The following is a 21617-nucleotide window of genomic DNA, read 5'->3' on the forward strand; positions in this document are numbered from 1 at the left end:
CCCGCGCTATGACCGCAAGCTTCTCAGACTTTCTGCTTCCAGAACCCTTGATGCGCGGCCTTGCCCGCGCAGACTATCGTGAGCCGACGCCGGTCCAGGCCCAAGTGATTCCCTTGGCGATCGACGGCGCCGACCTTCTGGTCTCAGCCGCCACGGGCTCCGGCAAGACCGCCGCCTTCCTGCTTCCCACCATGCAGCGCTTCATCGACGTCCCCAAGGCGCGCGGAGGGACGCGCGCCTTGGTACTGGTCCCAACGCGCGAGCTTGCCCGGCAGATCCATGACCACTTCATGCAAATCGGGAGCTATACGCGCCTGACGGCCGAGGTCGTCACAGGTGGCGAGCCACGCGCCCACCAAGTCGCCAAGCTGCGCCGCAATCCCGAAATCCTGATCGCAACGCCCGGACGCTTGCTCGACCTTCTGCAATCACAGCATGTGGAACTCGGGGATCTGGAAATTCTCGTCCTCGACGAGGCCGACCGCATGCTGGACATGGGCTTTGCGGAAGATGTCCTGACCATCATCCAACAGAGCCCGCCCGAGCGGCAATCCATGCTGTTTTCGGCGACCTTGCAACAGCGCGGACTCGCGCGGATCACGGAGAGCTTGCTGCGTGAGCCCGAGACACTGGTGATCAACCCCGTGCGCGAGCAGCACCCGGATATCTCACACCAGATGCTGCTGAGCGACGACCTCGCACACAAGCAGCAGCAGCTGCTCTGGCTGCTGCAGCACGAGACCTTCGAGAAGTCCTTGGTCTTTACCAACACGCGCGAGGGCGCCGAGATCCTGGGGGCCTTTCTGCAAGCGGAGGGCCAGCGCGTCGCCGTCTTACACGGCGTCTTGGACCAGCGCGAGCGCAATCGCATCATCGGCCTCGTGCACAGCGGACGCGTCCAAATTCTTGTCGCGACGGATCTGGCTGCACGAGGACTGGACGTCCCAGGCATGGATTATGTCGTCAACTTCGATCTACCGCGCAACGGCGACGACTACCTGCACCGCAGCGGCCGCACTGGACGGGCCGGCGCAAAGGGCCGCGCGGCCTCATTGGTTGGCCCCCCCGAGTGGAATCGCATGGAGAGCATCGCGCGCTACCTCAATCTGGAGGTCGAGCTGCGCGCCATCGATGGACTCGCCGCAAAATTCAGTGGACCCAAGCGGCGCAAAGCCGCAAGCAAGCCTGGCAGCAAGACCGCCAAGGGCTCGAAACACCCACAACAGCAGGAAAAGCCGAAACACAAGGATCGACTCAGAGATCGCAAGAACATCGGCAAGCGACGCAAACCAGCAGCAGCCGCCACCGAACGCGCCGTCGAAGCCGGACATACCCCGCTGCGCAAGAAACAGACGAGCACCGAGGATTCCCAGGCGCCCAAGGAGTCGAGAAGGAAGGATCCAACCTGACGCCGGCATTCGACAACACCAAGGCGCGGGCTGCACAAGGAAGGGCGCTCAACCACTCGCCGCCGTTGCCTCAAGGCATCCAGTCGCCTAGGAGCCTGTCCGACTTAGGATGAATCGGCTGCGGAATCGGGAGAAGGGTCCCTTTCGCCCCGCTTTTTCGTTACATAGAACCACTATGCGCCTCAAAACCGGAACGAAATGGCCTCGCTCTCCCACTTCCTCGCTTCGACCCCCCCAAGTCGGACAGGCTCCTAGAGGCTCTCTGAAGATTGCAATCGCCCGAGCTGAAGGGGCGAATGCATTCGCACTCTCGCCAGTGCTAAGGGCGACTAAGGTGATTTCCGGGAAACAACAGACCCGCAGTTCCGATCCCGTAGGATGGGCAAAGCCCTGGCGATGAGAAAGCGTCCATCAACAACTTCCCCCCTTTCGCAAAGGGGGGCTAGGGGGGATTTCGGGCGGCGTCGCTCGCATCGGGAAACAATTGATGGACACTTGCTTAGCGCCGTCACCCAGCCGGTGAGCATCGCTGGGTGGCTAGGGTGACGATTACGCGCAACCGGCGGCTGGAAGCTGGCAGCGCGCTGCGATCAGACCGCCACGCCCATGGATGCATGAATGTGCTGCACGACCATGGGATGGAGTCCAGTTTTCTGGGCGAACTGACGCAGATAGTCACGTTCCGCATCCGTATCGACCTCGACCGCCAACAAGGATGCCGCATAAACCTCCGCAGCGACCTCCTGATTGGGTATCTCGGCGACAAAGGCATCCAGATCGAGCGGCTCGCGAAACTGCGCCATTAGCCAGGCCTGGTCTTGCTGCCCCATGCCGGATGACTGTGCCTTGCCCGCAATGCGCTGGACCTCGTCGACGCTAATCTCGCCGTCCGCCTTGGCCATATTGATCATGCCATTGAGGATGAGCCGAGCCTTGTCCTGAACCACCTCCTCTTCGGCCGCCGTCTCTGGGGGCTTGAGACCCAGCGGCAGCTGACCAGCACTGAAAGGCGCCTGGACACCCGCCCCACCCTGCCCCTGGCCCGCGTTGGTCAGCGCCTTGAAAGCGACGCCTGCAAGCATGGCTAAGGCGCCTCCGGTCATGGCGCCCTTGATGGAATCGCCACCACCGCCAAGCATAGAGCCCAGCACGGCCCCAAGCCCCCCGGCCTGCAGCGGGCTCTCCGCCGCGTTACCGAGCTGGCCCTTTGCCATGCCCAGGATCCCATCCAAGAGGCCGCCCGCCCCGCCCTGACCACCTAGCATCTGCCCAAGATTGGCCTGTAGGTCCTCCAAGGCATTACCCATGCGGGCCTGACCGGATTGCCCGAGATTGATCTGTAAAAACGAGCCGAGTAGATCGCCGAAATTCGCCATGATTCTTGTCTCCTGAGTGCGTCGATAATCTTGATGTATCGGCCGGCAATAGAACTGAGCCTTCACCGCCACGCGCCGCCGTAGGGCTGGCCCGACGTTGAGGTGTGGGCAGATTCTAGAAACAACATCCTCTCGCCCGCCAGCTCAGCAGCCATGAGAAGGCGAAGGAGCCAGGTCGCCACCGGCCAGCTCAGGGATCAATATCGAAGAGCGCCTGCCCGCGAGCGCGGGCACCAAGGCGTTGCCACAGCTCGGCCGCACCACGGCAGTCATCCTGAGGTGGTCATGAGAAAGCACGTCATGAGAACCAGAATCCGGCTCAAGAGGAGCAGCCCAAGCCCCAAGCAGCAGAGGCTGCACCGCTGGACTCAAGCGCAAAATGCATTGGAAAAGGTTACTCAGCTCATGGCTCAGCAAGGTATCGCGGCCCATCTCAGGCCACTTCCAAGGGCCGCGAAACGACCCCGGTCCCGCTCAATGACTCGACGGGATTAAGGGCGCAAGCCGATCACCAGGCACAAGCCCAAGCACTGCATCCGCGCGCCCCTGATTCACCGCGACCTCGACCAGACCCAGCGCATTCTCGTACCAAAATGCCTCTCCGGGCGCGACCTCGCAGAAGGTCCTGGCATGCTTCAGAAGGTGAGGTCCCACCGGAAGTACCTGGTCAGCAGTCCCAACCGGTGCGCGCATGCCGGTCAGACAGTTCCCATAGCGATCGACGTAGATCACCCGATCGAGATCCGCCGGCCAGTCAGCCCCGATCACCTGGCTCGGGTTCAGTTCCTCGAGGCCCAGATCCTCGGCGCGACAGAGTCGCGCAGCAGCAGGCGCAAACCAGTCACGCCCATGAAAGCTCGCAGACAAAGCCTCGGGGCGCCAACCGATCCGCCACACCCGAGCACGTCGCGACCGCAGGATCATCGGCGCGAAGAGACCATTGTCCGGCCCTAGCAGCCAGTCGTCGTCCACCTGCAGCACGAGCGCGGAACGATCCCCGCCCACGCCCGGATCGACGACGCAAAGATAGAGGGTGCGAGCCGGCATATCCCGAGCCAGGGCCGGCAGCAGATAAGCCGCCAGGTCCGGTCGAAACGCCGGCAGATCCTGGACCAGATCGACCTGCGGCATGGAAGGCATCAACGCCTGAAGGCGCGCGCGCATCTGGCCGACATAGATGCCATCGCCAAAATCCGTCACCAGCGCGATCCGATCTGCAAGCGTCCGACTCATCTGACCTCTCCAATGCATCGACCTGAAGACAAACCTCGATCCGGCGCCATCTCGTGGGAGAGTTTCCGGCAATCGTCTGAGTCTTTCCAGCAGACACAAAAAAGCCGGGCATCTGCCCGGCTCTTCAGCGTCACCCTCATTGGCTGTCGCGCTCAGTCGTCGTCCACCTCGGCAGCAGCTTCAACGATTGGACGATCAACCAGCTCGACGTAGGCCATGGGCGCAGCGTCACTAGGACGGAACCCGCACTTGAGGATGCGCAGATAACCGCCCGGCCGGCTCTGATAGCGCGGACCTAGCTCGGCAAAGAGCTTGCCAACGGCCTCCTTGTCGCGCAAACGCGAAAAGGCGATACGACGCTTATGAACGGAATCGGACTTCGCCATGGTGATCAAGGGCTCTGCAACACTGCGCAGCTCCTTCGCCTTAGGCAGCGTAGTCTTGATCAGCTCGTGACGAAACAGCGAGGCGGCCATATTACGAAACATGGCCTCACGATGAGAGCTGGTCCGATTCAAGTGCCTTCCGGCTTTGCGGTGACGCATGGTCCTGATCCTGAATCAATCGTTAAGTCTTTAAATTCATGGGCCTAGTCGCGGAACATCCCGCGACCAGGGTTATCGAACGCTGAGTTCGGCGATGTTCTCTGGAGGCCAGTTCTCGAGACGCATGCCCAGCGAGAGACCGCGAGTCGCGAGGACATCCTTAATCTCGGTCAGCGACTTCTTGCCGAGGTTCGGGGTCTTCAGAAGCTCGACCTCGGTCCGCTGAATCAAATCGCCGATCAGATAGATGTTCTCCGCCTTCAAGCAGTTAGCGGAGCGAACCGTCAGCTCGAGATCGTCTACCGGGCGCAGCAAGATGGGGTCATAGGGCGACTCGTCACGCGACTCGGCAACCTGACTCTCGGCCGGCCCAGTTCCCTCCAATGCGACAAAGCTCGAGAGCTGATCGCGCAGGATGGTGGCGGCGCGCTGGATCGCCTCTTTCGGGTCGATGGTCCCGTTGGTCTCGAGATCAATGACCAGGCGATCCAGATCGGTGCGCTGCTCGACGCGTGCGGACTGCACCTCGATCGCAACGCGACGGACCGGGCTGAAGGACGCATCGATTGGCAGCTTGCCAATCGGCCGATCCTCGCTTTCCAGCTCGCGCTGACTCGCCGGCTCGTAGCCGAGACCACGACGCACCGTCAGCGTCATACTCAGCTCACCCTCGGTCAAATTAGCGATGACCAGGTCGGGATTCGCGATCTCAGCGGTGTGATCGATTTGAATATCGGCGGCCGTAACCGCACCAGCACCACTCTTGCTCAGCGTATAGGTCGCTTCGTCCTTGCCTTTCAGTGAGATTGCGAGATGCTTGAGATTCAGCAGGATCTCGAGCACGTCCTCCTGAACACCTTCGAGTGTCGTGTATTCATGCAGAACACCCTGAATCTCGACCTCCGTTACGGCGCAACCGTCCATCGACGAGAGCAAGATTCGCCGCAACGCGTTTCCGAGGGTGTGACCGAAACCGCGCTCGAGGGGCTCCAGCGAGACCTTGGCATGGCTCGCGCTGCCATCGACCAGGTCGACTTTAACGATGCGCGGTTTCAGAAATTCGCCAATAGCGTCAGTCATTCAGTGCCTCTCTGGGTGCTCCTTACTTGGAGTACAGCTCAACGATCAAAGACTCGTTGATATCTGCCGGCAGATCCGAGCGGTCTGGGACACGTTTGAAGACGCCCTTGAATCCCTTGCTATCGACCTCGACCCAATCGGGGAAGCCGTATTGCTCGGCGAGCGCGATGGCGTTCTGCACACGAACCTGCTTACGTGCCGGCTCACGAACCTCAACCTGATCTTCCGCACTGATCTGGAAAGATGGGATGTTCACGATGCGACCATTCACTAGGACGCCCTTGTGGCTCACGAGCTGACGGGCCTCGGAGCGCGTTGAGCCGAACCCCATGCGATAGACCACATTGTCCAGGCGACGCTCAAGGAGCTGCAAAAGCACCTCACCGGTTGCACCCTTACTCTTGGCGGCCTTCTTGTAGTAGTTGCGGAACTGCTTTTCGAGAATGCCGTAGGTGCGGCGCACCTTCTGCTTCTCACGCAGCTGAACGCCATAGTCAGAGAGGCGCCGACGCCGGTCGGTGGTCTGACCGGGCTGTTTCTCTAGATTGCACTTGGTATCCAAGGCGCGAGCGCGGCTTTTGAGCGAAAGATCGCTGCCTTCGCGTCGTGCCAGCTTGCAGGTAGGGCCTGTATAGCGTGCCATGTCTCTTCCTGTTGAACTGTCAGACGTCAGACGCGCCGCTTCTTGGGCGGACGACAGCCATTGTGCGGGATAGGCGTCACGTCGGTGATGCTGGTGATCTTGAACCCGGCGTTGTTGAGTGCCCGCACAGCCGATTCGCGGCCAGGACCAGGCCCCTTCACATTGACGTCAAGGTTGCGAAGACCATATTCCTTCGCCGCCTGACCTGCCCGATCCGCAGCCACCTGCGCGGCGAACGGAGTGCTCTTGCGCGAGCCACGGAAGCCGGAGCCACCCGAAGTCGCCCACGCCAGGGCGTTGCCTTGACGGTCGGTAATGGTGATGATGGTGTTGTTGAAGGAGGCATGGACGTGAGCAACCCCGTCCGCGACCTGCTTCTTGATCTTCTTCTTTGTACTGCGAATCGGTTTAGCCATTCGACCTAATCCAGCTCGTGTGCAGCGCGCGGGCGCTTAGCGTTTAATCGGGCGGCGCGGGCCCTTGCGGGTCCGAGCATTGGTTCTGGTCCGCTGACCACGCAGCGGCAAGCCGCGACGATGACGAATACCGCGATTGCAGCCGAGATCCATGAGACGCTTGATGTTCATCGACACCTCGCGACGCAGGTCTCCCTCAACAGAGAACTTCGCGACTTCAGCGCGCAGCTTGTCGACCTCTTCCTCGGTGAGGGCCTGGACTTTGGTCTCGCGCGGAATACCCGCCGCATCGCAAATCTGACCCGCACGGGTGCAACCGATGCCGTAGATCGCGGTCAATGCGATCACGGCGTGTTTTTTATCTGGGATATTGACGCCGGCGATACGGGCCATAGCTTACGAACCCCTTTATCCTAAAAGCTCAGCGGGTAAACCGCGTAGTATACCAAACTGCCTGGAACGGTCAACCAAAAAGCACTCAACCTTGGCGCTGCTTGTGACGCGGGTCCGAGCAGATGACCCGTACTGAGCCATTGCGCCGGATGATTCGGCAGTTTCTGCACATTTTCTTGACAGATGCACGCACTTTCATTGTTTATCTCCTAAGACTCGAGCGCCGACGGGAAAGGCAGCGCAACCGCGCTTCCCGTGCAGGATAAGGGAAACCCTCACCCTTCTTGAGCACCTAAGCGCCTGAAAATTGAAAGACTCGAAAACCCAGTTCTCGAGTCGTAAGGCCAGTGGATACCGCCACGGCAGCCAATCAGTGGCTCGCTAGCGGAGCATGCCAGCACCCGGCGACTTCAGATTCGCCTTCTTCATCAGGCCTTCGTATTGATGCGACATCAAATGGGCCTGAACCTGGGCCATGAAGTCCATGACCACCACAACGACGATCAGCAACGAGGTGCCGCCAAAGTAGAAGGGCACGTTGTAGCCAACGATCAAGAACTCCGGCAGCAAACAAACCGCAGTGATGTAGATCGCGCCGGCACCCGTCAGTCGGGTCATGACAGCGTCGATATAGCGCGCGGTCTGCTCGCCCGGTCGAATGCCGGGAATAAAGGCCCCCGAGCGCTTTAGATTGTCCGCCGTGTCCTTCGCATTGAAGACCAGTGCGGTATAGAAGAAGCAGAAGAAGATGATGGCTGAGGCATAGAAGAGAACATAGATCGGCTCACCAGGGGCAAGCTTGGAGGTAATGTCCGCAATCCAGCGCAAATTTTCACTGCTCCCGAACCATTGCCCGAGGGTTGCCGGAAAGAGAATGATGCTCGACGCAAAGATCGGCGGGATAACGCCGGCCATGTTGAGCTTCAGCGGCAGATGCGTGCTCTGCGCCTGCATCATCTTACGGCCCTGCTGACGCCGGGCGTAGTTCACCGTGATGCGCCGCTGCCCACGCTCGACGAACACCACGAAGGCCGTCACCGCGAGCGCCATCGTCAAGAGCGCAAGCACCGCCAGGGCATTCATCTCACCGGTCCGCGCGAGTTCTAGCGTACCGCCCAAGGCTGCAGGCAGCCCCGCCACGATCCCCGCGAAGATGATCATCGAGATGCCATTCCCTATGCCGCGTTCGGTGATCTGCTCGCCGAGCCACATCAGGAACATCGTCCCCGTCACCAGGGATACCGCCGCCGTGAAGACGAAGCCAAAACCGGCGTGACTCACGAGCGCAGACCCACCCGCCGTCTGCCCCTGCAGGGCCATGGAGATGCCGATGGCCTGGAAAGTCGCAAGGAACACCGTACCGTATCGGGTGTACTGGGTAATCTTGCGGCGCCCGGACTCACCCTCTTTCTTCAACTGCTCGAGCTGAGGCACCACGGACGTCATCAACTGCACGATGATCGAGGCCGAGATGTAGGGCATCACGCCCAACGCGAACAAACTCGCGCGCTCCAGGGCACCACCCGAAAACATGTTGAACATGCCCAGGATGGAGCCCTGATTCTGCTCGAAGAGGATGGCAAGTGCCTCTGGGTTAACCCCAGGGACCGGAATGAAGGTGCCGATGCGGTAAACGAGCAGGGCCCCCACTAGGAACATCAAGCGCTGCTTCAGCTCGGTCAATTGACCGGCCGAACCGAGCGCCTTACCCATGGATCCGACGTTTTTAGCCATCCGTTTCGCGCCTTTCGCCTAGTCTTCGACTTTGCCGCCAGCAGCCTCGATCGCAGCCCGCGCACCCTTGGTCACGCCCATCCCACGCACGGTCAGCGCGCGTTTCAGCTCACCGGAAGCGATGACCTTGGCGATCTTGACGCCTCGATTCACCACGCCGGCGGCCTTCAGGGACTCGAGGTCGACAACGTCGCCTTCGACCAATGCCAGCTCGGGCAGGCGCACCTCGGCGCGATAAAGCGCCTTGCGGGAGCGAAAGCCGACCTTAGGCAGACGACGCTGCAACGGCATCTGGCCGCCCTCGAAACCGACCTTGTGGAAGCCGCCGTTGCGGGACTTCTGCCCCTTGTGGCCGCGACCGCAGGTCTTGCCAAGGCCGCTGCCGATACCGCGCCCAACGCGCTTGGCCGCGGAGCGACTGCCCTCGGCGGGCTTCAGATCATTGAGACGCATCTCAGGACTCCTCCACGACCTTGACCATGTAGGACACGGCGTTGACCATGCCGCGCGTACAGGGTGTATCTTCGACTTCCACAACCTGATGCATGCGGCGCAAGCCCAAGCCGCGCACGCAGGCCTTGTGGCGCTCTAGGCGTCCGTGGGCGCTGCGCACCAAGGTCACCTTCATCATCTTCTTGTCAGCCATCGCTTACCCCAGAATCTCTTCGACGGTCTTGCCGCGCTTGGCGGCAACGGTCTCGGGGTCGCTCATGGCGCGCAGCCCATTCACGGTCGCGCGCACGACGTTGATCGGGTTATTGGTCCCGATACACTTCGCCAGCACGTTCTGAACACCCAAGACTTCGAACACCGCGCGCATGGCGCCGCCGGCGATGATGCCCGTACCGTCGGAGGCCGGCTGCATGAAGACCTTGGCCGCACCGTGACGCCCCTGCAGCGGATACTGCAAGGTGGTGCCGTTGAGCTTGACCTCGACCATGTTCTTGCGAGCGCTTTCCATCGCCTTCTGGATCGCAATCGGCACCTCGCGTGCCTTACCACGCCCGAAGCCGACACGGCCTTTACCGTCACCGACCACGGTCAGTGCGGCGAAGCCAAACTGACGACCGCCCTTGACAACCTTCGCGACGCGGTTGACCGAGACCAGCTTTTCGAGGAGCTCGTCGCCCTCGGATTTAGGATTGAAGTTCGCCATTGTCCGACCCCCTTAAAATTTCAGTCCGGTCTCGCGCGCAGCGTCCGCAAGCGCCTTGACACGACCGTGAAAACGGAAGCCGGAACGGTCGAACGCAACCGAATCCACACCAGCTGCCAAGGCGCGCTCAGCGATGGCCTTGCCAATGACGGTCGCTGCCGCGATGTTCGCCTTGTTGCCTTCGATCGACTGTCGGAGTTCTTTCTCGACCGTCGAGGCGCTCGCTACAACCTTGTCACCAGTCGGAGCGATGATCTGGGCATAGGTGTGACGCGGGGTGCGATAGACGCACAGGCGATAGACACCCAGTTCCTGGATCTTGGCGCGAGCCCGCGTCGCACGACGCAGGCGAGCCTGTTTCTTATCCATTTATGAGACCCCTTATTTCTTCTTGGCTTCCTTACGCCGGACGTTTTCGTCAGCGTAACGGACACCTTTACCCTTGTACGGCTCCGGAGGCCGGAAACCACGAATCTCCGAGGCGACCTGGCCGACCTGCTGCTTATCCGCACCAGTGACGACGATCTCGGTCTGACTTGGGGTCTCGATCGTGATGCCCTGGGGCACCGGATAATCGATCGGATGGGAGAAACCCAGGCTCAGGTTCAACACCGAGCCCTTCGCCTGCGCGCGGTAACCAACGCCGACCAGGGTCAGCTTGCGCGTAAAACCTTCGCTGCAGCCCACAACCATGTTGTTGAGCAGGGCACGGGTGGTACCCGCCATGGCCCAGGCATCTTGCTGACCTTCAGCCGGCGCAACCTTGATCACGCTCTCTTCCTGGCACACGACAACCGAAGGGTGGACAGTCCACTCCAGGTTAGCCTTGGAGCCCTTCACCTTGACGCTCTGCCCAGAAATCTCGACGGCGACACCTTTCGGCACCTGGATGGGTGCCTTTGCTACGCGTGACATATCCGCCTCCCCTTAAGCAACGTAGGCGATGATCTCGCCACCGTGCCCAGCTTGCCGGGCGGCGCGATCGGTCATCAGACCCTGTGAGGTGGAGACGATGGCAATGCCAAGACCCGCCCAAACCTTGGGCAGTTCACTCTTGCTCCGATAGATGCGCAGGCCGGGGCGAGAGACGCGCTTCAGGAACTCGATAACTGGCTTGCCGCGATAGTACTTGAGCTTGATAACCAGTTCAGACTTGCCGCCGTTGGTCTCGACCGATGCGTCGGCGATGTAACCTTCTTCCTTCAGCAGGTCAGCGATCGCGACCTTTTGCTTCGAAGAGGGCATCACGATCGTGATCTTGCCGCGCTGCTGGCCGTTGCGAATGCGTGTCAGCATATCCGCAATCGGATCCGACATACTCATGTGGGCTTCTCCTGGGTCAGACCGCCGTTGCGACGCGATACCCTGAAATCAGGTAACAGTTGTCAGTTGTCAGTTGTCAGGGGGACAGCAGGATCACTGCGCCTTTCCTGAGCGAACCGGCAACCGCATTGGTGCGCCCTCACAGAGAGATGGGTTGCGCCTATCTCACCGGACGGGACTTCGACAAATGGTCCTTGGACAGCTGTAGGTCTCAGGAGTCATGCAGACGGCCAAGTGACCGCCGAGATCCTGATACCTGACAACTGTCCACTGACAACTTCTTCCTACCAGCTCGCCTTGACGACGCCGGGGACGTCCCCGCGCATCACGGCCTCGCGTAGCTTGTTACGCGACAGCCCGAACTTACGATAGACGGCATGCGGACGACCACTGATCCGGCAGCGTCGCTGCTGCCGACTCGGACTGGCGTCACGGGGAAGCTTCTGCAGCTTCAACATGGCTACGTCGATCTGCTCGGGGCTGGAACTCTTATCGTTGATCACAGCCTTCAGGGCCGCACGCTTTGCGCTGTACTTGGCTGCGATTTGAGTGCGCTTTCGGTCGCGCGCAATCATGCTTTTCTTCGCCATAATGCCGTCTCAGGTCGGTTCTATCAGGTACGGAAGGGGAAGTTGAAGGCTTCGAGCAAAGCCCGTCCTTCTTCGTCCGTCCGCGCCGAGGTCGTAATGGTAATATCGAGTCCGCGGAGCGTGTCGATCTTGTCGTAATCGATCTCCGGGAACATGATCTGCTCGCGCACGCCCATCGAGTAGTTGCCGCGACCGTCAAACGCCTTGGGACTCAGCCCGCGGAAGTCGCGAATACGGGGGATCGAGACGTTGATCAGCCGATCCAGGAACTCGTACATGCGCTCACGTCGCAGCGTGACCTTACAGCCGATCGGCCAACCCTCGCGGATCTTGAAGCCGGCAACGGATTTGCGCGCATAGGTGACGATGGGCTGCTGCCCAGCGATGGCACGCATATCTGCCACTGCGTTCTCCATCACCTTCTTATCGGCGACGGCCTCGCCCACACCCATGTTGAGCGTGACCTTTTCGATCCGCGGCACCTGCATGACGCTCTTGAAGCCCAAGCGGTCCTTGAGTTCGCCGACCATGCGCTCTTTGTATTCAGTCTGTAATCTGGACATCTCGCTTCCTTCCCTCAGACGTCGACGACTTCGGCGTTCGACTTGAACACGCGAACCTTGCGCCCGTCTTCGAGGACCTTGAAGCCAACGCGATCTGCGCCACCCTTTTGCGGATTGTAGAGCGCAACGTTGGACACGTTGATCGGCATCGCCTTGTCGATGATCCCGCCTGGCTCGCCGGCTTGGGGATTCGCTTTTTGATGCTTGCGCGCGATATTGATGTTCTCGACGACCACATGCTCGGCGTCGACCACCTTGAGCACCGTCCCGCGCTTACCCTTGTCCTTACCCGCGATGACCATGACGTCATCACCTTGTCTGATCTTTTGCATGACGTCAGTCTCCTTACAGCACTTCCGGCGCCAGCGAGATGATCTTCATGAAGCGCTCGCCGCGCAGCTCGCGCGTCACGGGGCCGAAGATACGGGTGCCGATGGGCTGAAGCTGGTTGTTCAGCAACACGGCCGCGTTGCCGTCGAAACGGATCAGCGAACCGTCGGGGCGACGCACACCTTTGCGCGTCCGCACGACGACCGCGTTGAAGACTTCGCCTTTCTTCACCTTACCGCGTGGAATGGCATCCTTAACGGTGACCTTGATGACATCGCCGATGCCCGCGTAGCGCCGATGCGACCCGCCAAGCACTTTGATGCATTGCACGCTCTTCGCGCCGCTATTGTCGGCGACGCTGAGATTCGTCTGCATCTGAATCATTGTCTTCTACCTAAAGCTCGTTGCTGATTCCGGGACGAGCCCGGTTGCTCTGCGAATGACCGCGCTAACCGCGACGACGGACGAGTAGCAAGTGGCGAAGCGACTAAAGGTCGCTCAGCGCGCCTTCTCCAGGACCTCGAGCAGCCGCCAGGTCTTGGTCTTGGACAGCGGCCGGCACTGCTCGACGCGAACCCAGTCGCCCTGGTTGCAGCTGTTGTCTTCGTCGTGCGCATGAACCTTGGTGGAGCGACGCAGGAACTTGCCGTAGAGCGGATGCTTGACGCGGCGCTCGACCAGCACGGTCACGGTCTTGTCCATGGCGGCACTGACGACACGCCCTTCCAATGTCCGGTTGATCTTGATCTCGTCGCTCATGAGTTGCCGCCCGCCGTCAGTTCAGCCATGACCGTCTTGACCCGAGCGATATCCCGGCGCACGGCCTTCACCTGCGAGGGCTTCGCCAACTGTCCGGTGCCCTTTTGCATGCGCAGGTTGAACTGCTCACGCAATAGCTCCAGCAGTTGCTTTTGCAGCTCCCCGACACTGGTGTTTCTCAATTCACTTGCCTTCATCACAGAATTGTCCGCTTTTCAAAGGTGGTCTGCACCGGCAGTTTGGCTGCGGCCAGCTTGAAAGCCTCGCGGGCCAGCTCTTCGCTGACGCCCTCGATCTCATAGAGCACGCGACCCGGCTGAATGAGTGCCACCCAGTACTCGACGTTACCCTTACCCTTACCCATCCGCACCTCGAGAGGCTTTTTGGAGATGGGCTTGTCCGGGAAGACGCGGATCCAGAGCTTGCCGCCACGTTTGACACGACGCGTGATGGTACGTCTCGCCGCCTCGATCTGACGGGCCGTGATGCGGCCACGACCAACGGCCTTGAGCCCGAATTCGCCGAAGCTCACCCGGTTACCGCTCTGCGCAAGCCCGCGATTGCGACCCTTGTGTTGCTTTCTGAACTTGGTGCGTTTTGGCTGCAGCATGGCTTAACCCTTCTTACCAGCGGCTTTAGGCGCGGGCTCCTCGGGCTGTTGGTCGGTGAAGACCTCGCCCTTGAAGATCCAGACCTTGACGCCCAGCACGCCATAGGTGGTTCGCGCCTCGGCAAAGCCGTAGTCGATGTCAGCACGCAGGGTATGCAGCGGCACGCGGCCATCACGTGCCCACTCGCTGCGGGCAATCTCGGCACCGTTCAGACGGCCTGCCACGTTGACCTTAATCCCCTCGGCCCCAAGGCGCATGGTGTTCTGGATCGAACGCTTCATGGCCCGACGGAACATGATCCGGCGCTCCAGCTGTTGCGCGATCCCCTCGGCGACCAGCTGGGCGTCGAGTTCGGGCTTGCGAATCTCTTCGATGCTGATGTGCACCGGGATTCCCATCATCGCCGAAACTTTCTTGCGCAGCTTGTCGATGTCCTCACCCTTCTTGCCAATCACCACGCCCGGACGTGCCGTGTGGATGGTGATGTGTGCATTCTTGGCAGGACGGTCGATCTGAATACGACTGACCGAGGCCTTGGCGAGCTCCTTACGCAGGAAATCACGGACCTGAAGATCAGTGTTCAGCAGATCGGCGTAATCTTTCGAACTCGCGTACCACTTGGACGTCCACTCTTTGACGATCCCAAGCCGGATACCATTCGGATGAACTTTCTGTCCCATGCTGGTCCCCTGGGTCCCCTAGGCTTCGGCCACAGTCAGCGTGATGTGACTGGTGCGCTTCATAATGCGGTTCGCACGCCCCTTGGCGCGGGCGCGGATGCGCTTCATGGTCGGCCCTTCGTTGACCTGAATGGCCGCGACCTTGAGCTCATCGATATCCGCACCCTCGTTGTGCTCGGCGTTAGCGATGGCGGACTCCAGGACTTTCTTGACGATCCCGGCTCCCTTCTTGGTGCTGAACGAGAGTGTGGTCAGGGCCTCCTCGACATGGCGGCCCCGAATCAGATCAGCGACCAGCCGTGCCTTTTGGGCCGAGATCCGGGCGTACTTGTGTGTTGCTACGGCTTGCATCCTCGATCTCCGACTAGCGCTTCTTCGCCTTGCGATCGGCCGCATGCCCGCGATAGGTCCGGGTCAGTGCAAACTCACCCAGCTTCTGGCCAATCATGTTTTCGTTGACGAGCACCGGCACGTGCTGACGCCCGTTATGGACCGCAATGGTCAGACCAACCATCTCGGGCAGCACCATGGAACGGCGCGACCAGGTCTTGATCGGGCGCTTGCTGTTTTGGGCGACGGCCTCTTCCACCTTCTTGATCAGGTGGTGGTCCACAAAGGGTCCTTTTCGAATCGAACGTGGCACTTGCTCAACCTCGACTTAATTACTTGCGACCGCGACGACGCACGATCATGCCGTCAGTCCGCTTGTTGTTACGCGTCTTATGGCCCTTGGTCGGCACGCCCCAGGGGCTTACCGGGTGACGGCCACCAGAGGTGCGGCCTTCACCACCGCCGTGCGGGTGATCGACCGGGTTCATGACGACACCGCGCACGGTCGGGCGGACGCCGCGCCAACGGCTCGCGCCGGCCTTGCCAAGCTTGCGCAGGCTGTGCTCACTGTTGCCGACCTCGCCGATCACGGCGCGGCAGTCAGCGTGCACCTTGCGCATCTCGCCCGAACGCAGACGCAGCGTCGCGCCCGAGGACTCGCGCGCAACCAACTGAGCGGAAGCGCCGGCCGAACGCGCCAACTGAGCCCCCTTGCCAGGGCGCATCTCGATGCAATGCACCAAGGTACCCACGGGGATGTTGCGCAGCGGCATACAATTGCCGACGGCCACGGGAGCAGCCTCTCCGGCCATCACCTCGGCACCGACAGCCAAGCCCTTTGGCGCGATGATGTAGGTGCGCTCGCCATCGGCATATTTCAGAAGCGCGATATTGGCCGAGCGATTCGGGTCATACTCCAAACGCTCGACCGTCGCCGGCACGCCGTCCTTCTTACGCTTGAAGTCGATGATGCGATAGCGCTGCTTATGGCCACCGCCTTGGTGACGAACGCTGATGCGACCCTTGTTGTTGCGACCGCCGTTCTTGGTCTTCTTCGCGAGCAGTGGGCTATGCGGAGCGCCCTTATGCAGCTCCTTCGTCTGCACCTTGACGACGAAGCGGCGCCCGGCAGACGTCGGTTTAGTCTTTACGATTGCCATCTTGATCTATCCGTTGCTGTCCGCCGCGCAATTAAGCTGCGCCGCCGAAGTCAATGTCTTGGCCGGCCTGCAGGCGGACATAAGCCTTACGCCAGTCCTGGCGCTTACCGAGCCGTTGCCCGAAACGCTTTTGCTTGCCCTTGACGTTGAGGATCTGGACCTCGTCCACTTTTACCTCGAACAGCAGCTCGACCGCCTTGGCAACCTCTTGCTTGGTGGCGTCCCGCACCACTCGGAAGGCGACTTGCCCGGCGGTCTCCGCCAGACGCGTGGACTTCTCCGAGATAATGGGCGACAGCAGCACCTTCATCAGACGCTCATTGTTCATGCGAGGCGCTCCTCAAGCTTCTTAATCGCGGCCTCGGTCGCGATCACGTGACCGAAGGCGATCATGCTGACCGGATCAACCTCCTGCGCCGACAGAACCTCGACCTTCGGCAGGTTGCGAGCGGACAGATACAGATTCTCGTCAAGATCCGCGGTCAGGATGAGGACATCCTCGACCTCATAGGTCTTCAGCAGCGCGACCAGATCTTTGGTCTTAGGCGCCGAGACCTGCAGCTCGGACACAACGATCAAACGCTCGGTCCGCACCAACTCCGAGAGGATCGAGCGCACCGCACCGCGATACATCTTGCGGTTGACCTTCTGGCTGTAATCGCGGGGCTGAGCGGCAAAAGTCACGCCGCCTGAGCGCCAGATCGGACTCCGCGAGGTACCCGCACGAGCGCGACCGGTGCCCTTCTGGCGCCAAGGCTTGGAGCCGCCACCGGAAACCGCTGCCCGATTCTTCTGCGCCTTGGTCCCGGCGCGCGCGCCCGCCAAATAAGCGGTCACGACCTGATGAACCAATCCTGGTTTGAAATCCACGCCGAATACGGCGTCGGAAACCTGCACACTGGACGCGCCAGTGCTGTTTCTGATGGCGATCTCCATGAGTGCTTAGCCCTTATTCTTTTGCTTCACGGACGGCAGCACGACCAGTCGACCACCCGTAGGCCCAGGCACACCGCCACGGACCAGCAGCAGATTGCGGTCGGCATCCACACGTACTACCTCGAGGTTCTGCTGGCAGCGATTGGCGGCACCCAGGTGACCTGCCATCTTCTTGCCTTTCCAGACGCGCCCCGGGGTCTGATTCTGACCAATCGAGCCGGGCGCGCGGTGCGACAGCGAGTTGCCGTGGGTGCGATCTTGGCCGGCAAAGTGGTGACGGCGAATGGCACCGGCAAAGCCGCGCCCCTTGGTCACGCCGCGCACATCGACCTTCTGACCAGGCTCGAAGATGGAGACCGTAATCTCCTGCCCGACCTGGACGCCGGCATCCTCGCCGCCTTCCAGCCGAAACTCCTTCAGCACTTCCCCAGCCTCAACGCCGGCCTTGGCGAAATGCCCCGCCATCGGCTTGGTCACGCGCGAGGCGCGACGGCTCCCAAAGGCAACCTGAACGGCGCTATAGCCATCCGCCTCGGCAGTCTTCACCTGGCTGACACGATTTGGCGTCACCTCGATCACAGTGACCGGAACGCTTTCCCCGGCCTCGGTGAAGAGGCGCGTCATGCCGGCTTTTCGGCCGATAACTCCAATTGTCATCGTATCGTCCTCAGCTCAGCTTGATCTGGACGTCGACGCCGGCGGCCAGATCCAATTTCATCAGCGCATCGACCGTCTTATCGGTCGGATCGACGATGTCCATCAAGCGCTTGTGGGTGCGCAACTCGTATTGATCGCGCGCGTCTTTGTTGACATGGGGCGAGATCAGGACGGTAAAGCGCTCCTTCTTGGAAGGCAGCGGAACCGGACCACGCACCTGCGCACCCGTGCGCTTAGCGGTGTCCACGATCTCTCGAGCAGACTGATCGATCAGACGGTGATCGAACGCCTTGAGTCGGATTCGGATTCTCTGATTCGTCATGTCCTTACTCGATGATCTTGGAAACCACACCAGCGCCGACGGTCCGACCGCCTTCGCGCACCGCAAACCGCAGACCCTCTTCCATCGCGATCGGCGCGATCAGCTGGACGGTCATCTTGACGTTGTCGCCAGGCATGACCATCTCGATGCCCTCGGGCAGCTCGCAGGCGCCGGTGACATCCGTGGTACGGAAGTAGAACTGCGGACGATAACCGTTGAAGAAGGGGGTGTGACGACCGCCCTCTTCCTTGCTCAACACGTAGACTTCGGCCTCGAAGTGGGTGTGCGGCGTGATCGAGCCGGGCTTGGCCAGCACCTGACCACGCTCAACGTCTTCACGCTTGGTGCCGCGCAGCAAGGCGCCGATGTTGTCGCCAGCCTGACCTTGGTCGAGCAGCTTGCGGAACATCTCAACACCGGTGCAGATCGTCTTGACGGTGTCTTTGATGCCAACGATGGCAACCTCTTCACCAACCTTGACGATGCCACGCTCGACACGCCCAGTCACAACGGTGCCGCGACCGGAGATGGAGAAGACGTCCTCGATCGGCATCAGGAAGGCACCGTCAACGGCACGCTCGGGCTCGGGGATGTAGCTGTCGAGCGCCTCCATCAGCTTGTCGATGGACGGACCGCCAATCTCAGACTCGTCACCCTCGAGGGCCAGCTTCGCCGAACCGGTGATGATCGGGGTGTCGTCACCCGGGAAGTCGTAGCTGGAGAGCAGCTCGCGCACTTCCATTTCGACCAGCTCGAGGAGCTCAGCGTCGTCGACCATGTCAGCCTTGTTCAAGTAGACGACGATGTAGGGCACACCAACCTGACGTGAGAGCAGAATGTGCTCGCGCGTCTGAGGCATGGGGCCGTCAGCGGCCGAGCACACCAGGATGGCACCGTCCATCTGCGCCGCACCCGTGATCATGTTCTTGACGTAGTCAGCGTGACCGGGGCAGTCGACGTGCGCGTAGTGGCGCTTGTCGCTCTCGTACTCGACGTGCGCGGTCGCAATGGTGATACCACGCTCACGCTCTTCCGGGGCGTTGTCGATCTGGTCGTAGGCACGCGCCTCACCACCAAACTTCTTCGCCTGGTGAATGGTGATCGCCGCCGTCAGCGTGGTCTTGCCGTGGTCGACGTGACCGATGGTACCGACGTTGACGTGAGGCTTGCTACGCTCGAATTTTGCTTTGGACATCCCGCTCTACCTATGAACTCGATTACTGTTTCTTGGAGACCGCTTCGGCAATGCTGGCGGGCACCTCGTTGTACTTACCGAACTCCATGCTGTAGGTCGCGCGACCCTGGGTCGCCGAACGGAGGTCGGTCGCGTAGCCGAACATCTCCGAGAGCGGGACCTCCGCACGGATGATCTTGCCGGAGGGCGCATCTTCCATACCTTGGATCATGCCGCGCCGGCTGTTGAGGTCGCCCATGACGTCGCCCATATTCTCCTCGGGCGTGACCACCTCAACCTTCATGATGGGCTCGAGCAGAACCGGCTTAGCCTTGGCCGCCGCTTCCTTGATCGCCATGGAGCCTGCGATCTTGAACGCCATTTCGCTCGAGTCGACCTCATGGTAGGAGCCGTCGTAGAGCTCGACCTTGACATCGACCATGGGGAAGCCAGCCAGGATGCCGTTCTGCATAGCCTCCTGGATACCCTTATCGACCGCAGGAATGTATTCCTTCGGAATGGTGCCGCCCACGATGGCGTTGACGAACTCGTAGCCCGCGCCTGCCTCTTGCGGCGAGACCCGAATCAGGACGTGACCGTACTGACCGCGGCCACCGGACTGGCGGGCGAACTTGGTATTCTGCTCCACCGAGGCACGAATGGTCTCGCGGTAGCTAACCTGCGGCGCACCGACGTTAGCCTCGACCTTAAACTCGCGACGCATGCGGTCGACGATGATCTCAAGGTGCAGTTCACCCATACCGGAGATGATGGTCTGCCCGGACTCTTCGTCAGTACGCACCCGGAAGGAGGGATCTTCCTGCGCCAGCTTGGAGAGGGCGACACCCATCTTTTCCTGGTCACTCTTGGTCTTAGGCTCAACCGCGACCGAGATGACCGGCTCGGGGAACTCCATGCGCTCTAGGGTGATGATGTCGCCCATCGCACACAGGGTGTCACCCGTGGTGACATCCTTGAGACCGACGGCCGCCGCGATGTCGCCCGCACAAACTTCTTTGAGTTCCTGGCGGTCGTTGGCATGCATCTGCAGGATGCGACCGATACGCTCCTTCTTACCCTTGACAGGGTTGTAAACGGTGTCACCTGACTTGAGAACACCCGAGTAGACCCGGAAGAAAGTCAGGGTACCGACAAAGGGATCGGTCGCGATCTTGAACGCGAGCGCCGCGAAGGGCTCATCATCCGAAGAGTGACGCTCAGCCTCGGTCTCATCCTTGTCATCGAGGATACCCTTGATGGCCGGAACGTCGACCGGGGACGGCATGTAGTCGATGACCGCATCCAACATGGCCTGGACGCCCTTATTCTTAAAGGCGGAGCCACACATCATGGGGACGATCTCGGTCTTGAGCGTACGCGCGCGGAGACCAGCCATGATCTCTTCCTCGCTCAGCGCCTCGCCCTCGAGGTACTTTTCCATGAGCGCTTCGCTGCCTTCGGCCGCAGCCTCGACCATCTTCTCCCGCCACTCATCGCAGGTCGCAACGAGATCTTCCGGGATGTCGCGCAGTTCATACTCCATACCGCGCGAAGCCTCGTCCCAGAAGACGGCCTTCATCTTGACCAGATCAATGACGCCCTTGAAGTCCTCTTCGGCACCGATTGGCACCTGAATTGGCACAGCGTTGCCGCCAAGGCGATCCTTGACCTGCTGGACGACACGGAAGAAGTTGGCGCCCATACGGTCCATCTTGTTGACGAACGCGATACGCGGCACACCGTACTTGTCGGCTTGACGCCAGACCGTTTCAGACTGGGGCTCGACACCGCCGACAGCGCAGAACACGGCACAAGCACCGTCAAGCACGCGCAAGGAGCGCTCAACCTCAATGGTGAAGTCGACGTGCCCAGGGGTATCGATAATGTTGATTCGGTACTCAGGGCGCTCACGGCTCATGCCACGCCAAAAGCAGGTCGTCGCCGCAGAGGTGATGGTGATACCACGCTCCTGCTCCTGCTCCATCCAGTCCATGGTGGCGGCACCATCATGCACTTCACCGATCTTGTGCGAGACACCCGTATAGAACAGGATGCGCTCGGTCGTAGTGGTCTTCCCAGCATCGATGTGCGCCATGATGCCGAGGTTGCGGTACCGCTCGATGGGTGTGCTACGTGCCACGACTAAATCCGCCCTGATGAATCCGAAAAAACTAAAGAACTCGAGAAACGATGCGCC

At 60.7% G+C, this 21617-nt stretch carries 33 protein-coding genes; 1 reads left to right on the forward strand and 32 read right to left on the reverse strand.

The annotated features are described in order from the left end of the window. Positions 1–8: 8 nt before the first annotated feature. Positions 9–1409, forward strand: coding sequence for a DEAD/DEAH box helicase (locus tag G3480_RS01940; RefSeq protein ID WP_164651981.1), 1401 nt, complete (start codon positions 9–11; stop codon positions 1407–1409). A 590-nt stretch (positions 1410–1999) separates the two neighbouring features. Here G3480_RS01940 and G3480_RS01945 read toward each other — a convergent pair. The 32 genes from G3480_RS01945 to fusA all read right to left on the reverse strand — a co-directional run bounded on the left by G3480_RS01945 (position 2000) and on the right by fusA (position 21560). Continuing rightward, positions 2000–2785, reverse strand: coding sequence for a tellurite resistance TerB family protein (locus tag G3480_RS01945; protein ID WP_164651982.1), 786 nt, complete (start codon positions 2783–2785; stop codon positions 2000–2002). 474 nt (positions 2786–3259) lie between these two features. Beyond that, complete coding sequence (locus tag G3480_RS01950; RefSeq protein WP_164651984.1) at positions 3260–4018, reverse strand: SAM hydrolase/SAM-dependent halogenase family protein; 759 nt, start codon at positions 4016–4018, stop codon at positions 3260–3262. A gap of 152 nt (positions 4019–4170) precedes the next feature. Continuing rightward, positions 4171–4563 carry a 50S ribosomal protein L17 gene (gene rplQ, locus G3480_RS01955; protein ID WP_164651986.1) on the reverse strand — a complete coding sequence of 131 codons (393 nt, stop codon included), beginning with the start codon at positions 4561–4563 and terminating at the stop codon, positions 4171–4173. Positions 4564–4635: 72 nt separating this feature from the next. Next, a complete protein-coding gene (locus G3480_RS01960; RefSeq protein ID WP_164651988.1) occupies positions 4636–5643 on the reverse strand; it encodes a DNA-directed RNA polymerase subunit alpha in 1008 nt (335 codons plus the stop codon). A 22-nt stretch (positions 5644–5665) separates the two neighbouring features. Next, positions 5666–6286 carry a 30S ribosomal protein S4 gene (gene rpsD / locus G3480_RS01965; RefSeq protein ID WP_164651991.1) on the reverse strand — a complete coding sequence of 207 codons (621 nt, stop codon included), beginning with the start codon at positions 6284–6286 and terminating at the stop codon, positions 5666–5668. A 26-nt stretch (positions 6287–6312) separates the two neighbouring features. Then, a complete protein-coding gene (gene rpsK, locus G3480_RS01970; protein WP_164651992.1) occupies positions 6313–6702 on the reverse strand; it encodes a 30S ribosomal protein S11 in 390 nt (129 codons plus the stop codon). 36 nt (positions 6703–6738) lie between these two features. Further along, the gene (gene rpsM / locus G3480_RS01975) at positions 6739–7095 is read right to left on the reverse strand and encodes a 30S ribosomal protein S13 (RefSeq protein WP_164651993.1); all 357 of its coding nucleotides are present in this window, start codon (positions 7093–7095) and stop codon (positions 6739–6741) included. A gap of 85 nt (positions 7096–7180) precedes the next feature. Then, entirely contained in the window at positions 7181–7294 is a 114-nt protein-coding gene (gene rpmJ / locus G3480_RS01980) for a 50S ribosomal protein L36 (protein WP_164455595.1), read from the reverse strand. A 182-nt stretch (positions 7295–7476) separates the two neighbouring features. Beyond that, positions 7477–8829: a preprotein translocase subunit SecY gene (gene secY, locus G3480_RS01985; RefSeq protein ID WP_164651994.1), complete on the reverse strand. Its 1353-nt coding sequence runs from the start codon at positions 8827–8829 to the stop codon at positions 7477–7479. Between the two features lie 18 nt (positions 8830–8847). Next, on the reverse strand, positions 8848–9282 hold the full coding sequence (gene rplO / locus G3480_RS01990) for a 50S ribosomal protein L15 (protein WP_164651995.1): 435 nt from the start codon (positions 9280–9282) through the stop codon (positions 8848–8850). Position 9283: 1 nt separating this feature from the next. Beyond that, complete coding sequence (rpmD, locus tag G3480_RS01995) at positions 9284–9475, reverse strand: 50S ribosomal protein L30 (protein WP_164651996.1); 192 nt, start codon at positions 9473–9475, stop codon at positions 9284–9286. A gap of 3 nt (positions 9476–9478) precedes the next feature. Next, on the reverse strand, positions 9479–9985 hold the full coding sequence (gene rpsE, locus G3480_RS02000; RefSeq protein ID WP_164651997.1) for a 30S ribosomal protein S5: 507 nt from the start codon (positions 9983–9985) through the stop codon (positions 9479–9481). A 12-nt stretch (positions 9986–9997) separates the two neighbouring features. Then, positions 9998–10354 (reverse strand): 50S ribosomal protein L18, encoded by a 357-nt coding sequence (rplR, locus tag G3480_RS02005; protein WP_164651998.1) that lies wholly within the window; start codon positions 10352–10354, stop codon positions 9998–10000. A 12-nt stretch (positions 10355–10366) separates the two neighbouring features. Beyond that, the gene (rplF, locus tag G3480_RS02010) at positions 10367–10900 is read right to left on the reverse strand and encodes a 50S ribosomal protein L6 (RefSeq protein ID WP_164651999.1); all 534 of its coding nucleotides are present in this window, start codon (positions 10898–10900) and stop codon (positions 10367–10369) included. A gap of 12 nt (positions 10901–10912) precedes the next feature. Beyond that, positions 10913–11308 (reverse strand): 30S ribosomal protein S8, encoded by a 396-nt coding sequence (gene rpsH, locus G3480_RS02015; RefSeq protein ID WP_164652000.1) that lies wholly within the window; start codon positions 11306–11308, stop codon positions 10913–10915. 284 nt (positions 11309–11592) lie between these two features. Further along, positions 11593–11898: a 30S ribosomal protein S14 gene (gene rpsN, locus G3480_RS02020; RefSeq protein ID WP_164652001.1), complete on the reverse strand. Its 306-nt coding sequence runs from the start codon at positions 11896–11898 to the stop codon at positions 11593–11595. A 23-nt stretch (positions 11899–11921) separates the two neighbouring features. Then, positions 11922–12461 carry a 50S ribosomal protein L5 gene (gene rplE, locus G3480_RS02025; RefSeq protein WP_164652002.1) on the reverse strand — a complete coding sequence of 180 codons (540 nt, stop codon included), beginning with the start codon at positions 12459–12461 and terminating at the stop codon, positions 11922–11924. A 14-nt stretch (positions 12462–12475) separates the two neighbouring features. Next, positions 12476–12793: a 50S ribosomal protein L24 gene (gene rplX, locus G3480_RS02030; RefSeq protein ID WP_164652003.1), complete on the reverse strand. Its 318-nt coding sequence runs from the start codon at positions 12791–12793 to the stop codon at positions 12476–12478. Between the two features lie 13 nt (positions 12794–12806). Continuing rightward, complete coding sequence (gene rplN / locus G3480_RS02035) at positions 12807–13175, reverse strand: 50S ribosomal protein L14 (protein WP_164455572.1); 369 nt, start codon at positions 13173–13175, stop codon at positions 12807–12809. A 114-nt stretch (positions 13176–13289) separates the two neighbouring features. After that, complete coding sequence (rpsQ, locus tag G3480_RS02040; RefSeq protein WP_164652004.1) at positions 13290–13550, reverse strand: 30S ribosomal protein S17; 261 nt, start codon at positions 13548–13550, stop codon at positions 13290–13292. After that, positions 13547–13747, reverse strand: coding sequence for a 50S ribosomal protein L29 (rpmC, locus tag G3480_RS02045; protein WP_164652005.1), 201 nt, complete (start codon positions 13745–13747; stop codon positions 13547–13549). Before rpmC ends, rpsQ begins: the two co-directional genes overlap by 4 nt. After that, positions 13747–14160, reverse strand: a complete 414-nt coding sequence (gene rplP / locus G3480_RS02050; RefSeq protein ID WP_164652006.1) for a 50S ribosomal protein L16 — start codon at positions 14158–14160, stop codon at positions 13747–13749. Before rplP ends, rpmC begins: the two co-directional genes overlap by 1 nt. Positions 14161–14163: 3 nt before the next feature. Beyond that, on the reverse strand, positions 14164–14841 hold the full coding sequence (rpsC, locus tag G3480_RS02055; protein WP_164652007.1) for a 30S ribosomal protein S3: 678 nt from the start codon (positions 14839–14841) through the stop codon (positions 14164–14166). Between the two features lie 18 nt (positions 14842–14859). Continuing rightward, a complete protein-coding gene (rplV, locus tag G3480_RS02060) occupies positions 14860–15192 on the reverse strand; it encodes a 50S ribosomal protein L22 (protein ID WP_164652008.1) in 333 nt (110 codons plus the stop codon). 13 nt (positions 15193–15205) lie between these two features. Further along, positions 15206–15484 carry a 30S ribosomal protein S19 gene (gene rpsS / locus G3480_RS02065; RefSeq protein ID WP_164652009.1) on the reverse strand — a complete coding sequence of 93 codons (279 nt, stop codon included), beginning with the start codon at positions 15482–15484 and terminating at the stop codon, positions 15206–15208. A gap of 19 nt (positions 15485–15503) precedes the next feature. Further along, positions 15504–16331: a 50S ribosomal protein L2 gene (gene rplB, locus G3480_RS02070; RefSeq protein ID WP_164652010.1), complete on the reverse strand. Its 828-nt coding sequence runs from the start codon at positions 16329–16331 to the stop codon at positions 15504–15506. A 31-nt stretch (positions 16332–16362) separates the two neighbouring features. Further along, entirely contained in the window at positions 16363–16659 is a 297-nt protein-coding gene (rplW, locus tag G3480_RS02075) for a 50S ribosomal protein L23 (RefSeq protein WP_164652011.1), read from the reverse strand. Beyond that, the gene (rplD, locus tag G3480_RS02080) at positions 16656–17267 is read right to left on the reverse strand and encodes a 50S ribosomal protein L4 (protein ID WP_164652012.1); all 612 of its coding nucleotides are present in this window, start codon (positions 17265–17267) and stop codon (positions 16656–16658) included. Before rplD ends, rplW begins: the two co-directional genes overlap by 4 nt. 6 nt (positions 17268–17273) lie before the next feature. After that, positions 17274–17924, reverse strand: a complete 651-nt coding sequence (rplC, locus tag G3480_RS02085) for a 50S ribosomal protein L3 (RefSeq protein ID WP_164652013.1) — start codon at positions 17922–17924, stop codon at positions 17274–17276. 10 nt (positions 17925–17934) lie between these two features. Beyond that, complete coding sequence (gene rpsJ / locus G3480_RS02090; protein WP_164652014.1) at positions 17935–18246, reverse strand: 30S ribosomal protein S10; 312 nt, start codon at positions 18244–18246, stop codon at positions 17935–17937. 4 nt (positions 18247–18250) lie between these two features. After that, on the reverse strand, positions 18251–19441 hold the full coding sequence (gene tuf, locus G3480_RS02095; protein WP_164652015.1) for an elongation factor Tu: 1191 nt from the start codon (positions 19439–19441) through the stop codon (positions 18251–18253). 22 nt (positions 19442–19463) lie between these two features. Then, positions 19464–21560, reverse strand: a complete 2097-nt coding sequence (fusA, locus tag G3480_RS02100) for an elongation factor G (protein WP_164652016.1) — start codon at positions 21558–21560, stop codon at positions 19464–19466. Positions 21561–21617: the final 57 nt, after the last annotated feature.

Origin of the sequence: Thiorhodococcus mannitoliphagus, from assembly GCF_010915725.1 — a bacterium.
Classification (GTDB): domain Bacteria; phylum Pseudomonadota; class Gammaproteobacteria; order Chromatiales; family Chromatiaceae; genus Thiorhodococcus; species Thiorhodococcus mannitoliphagus.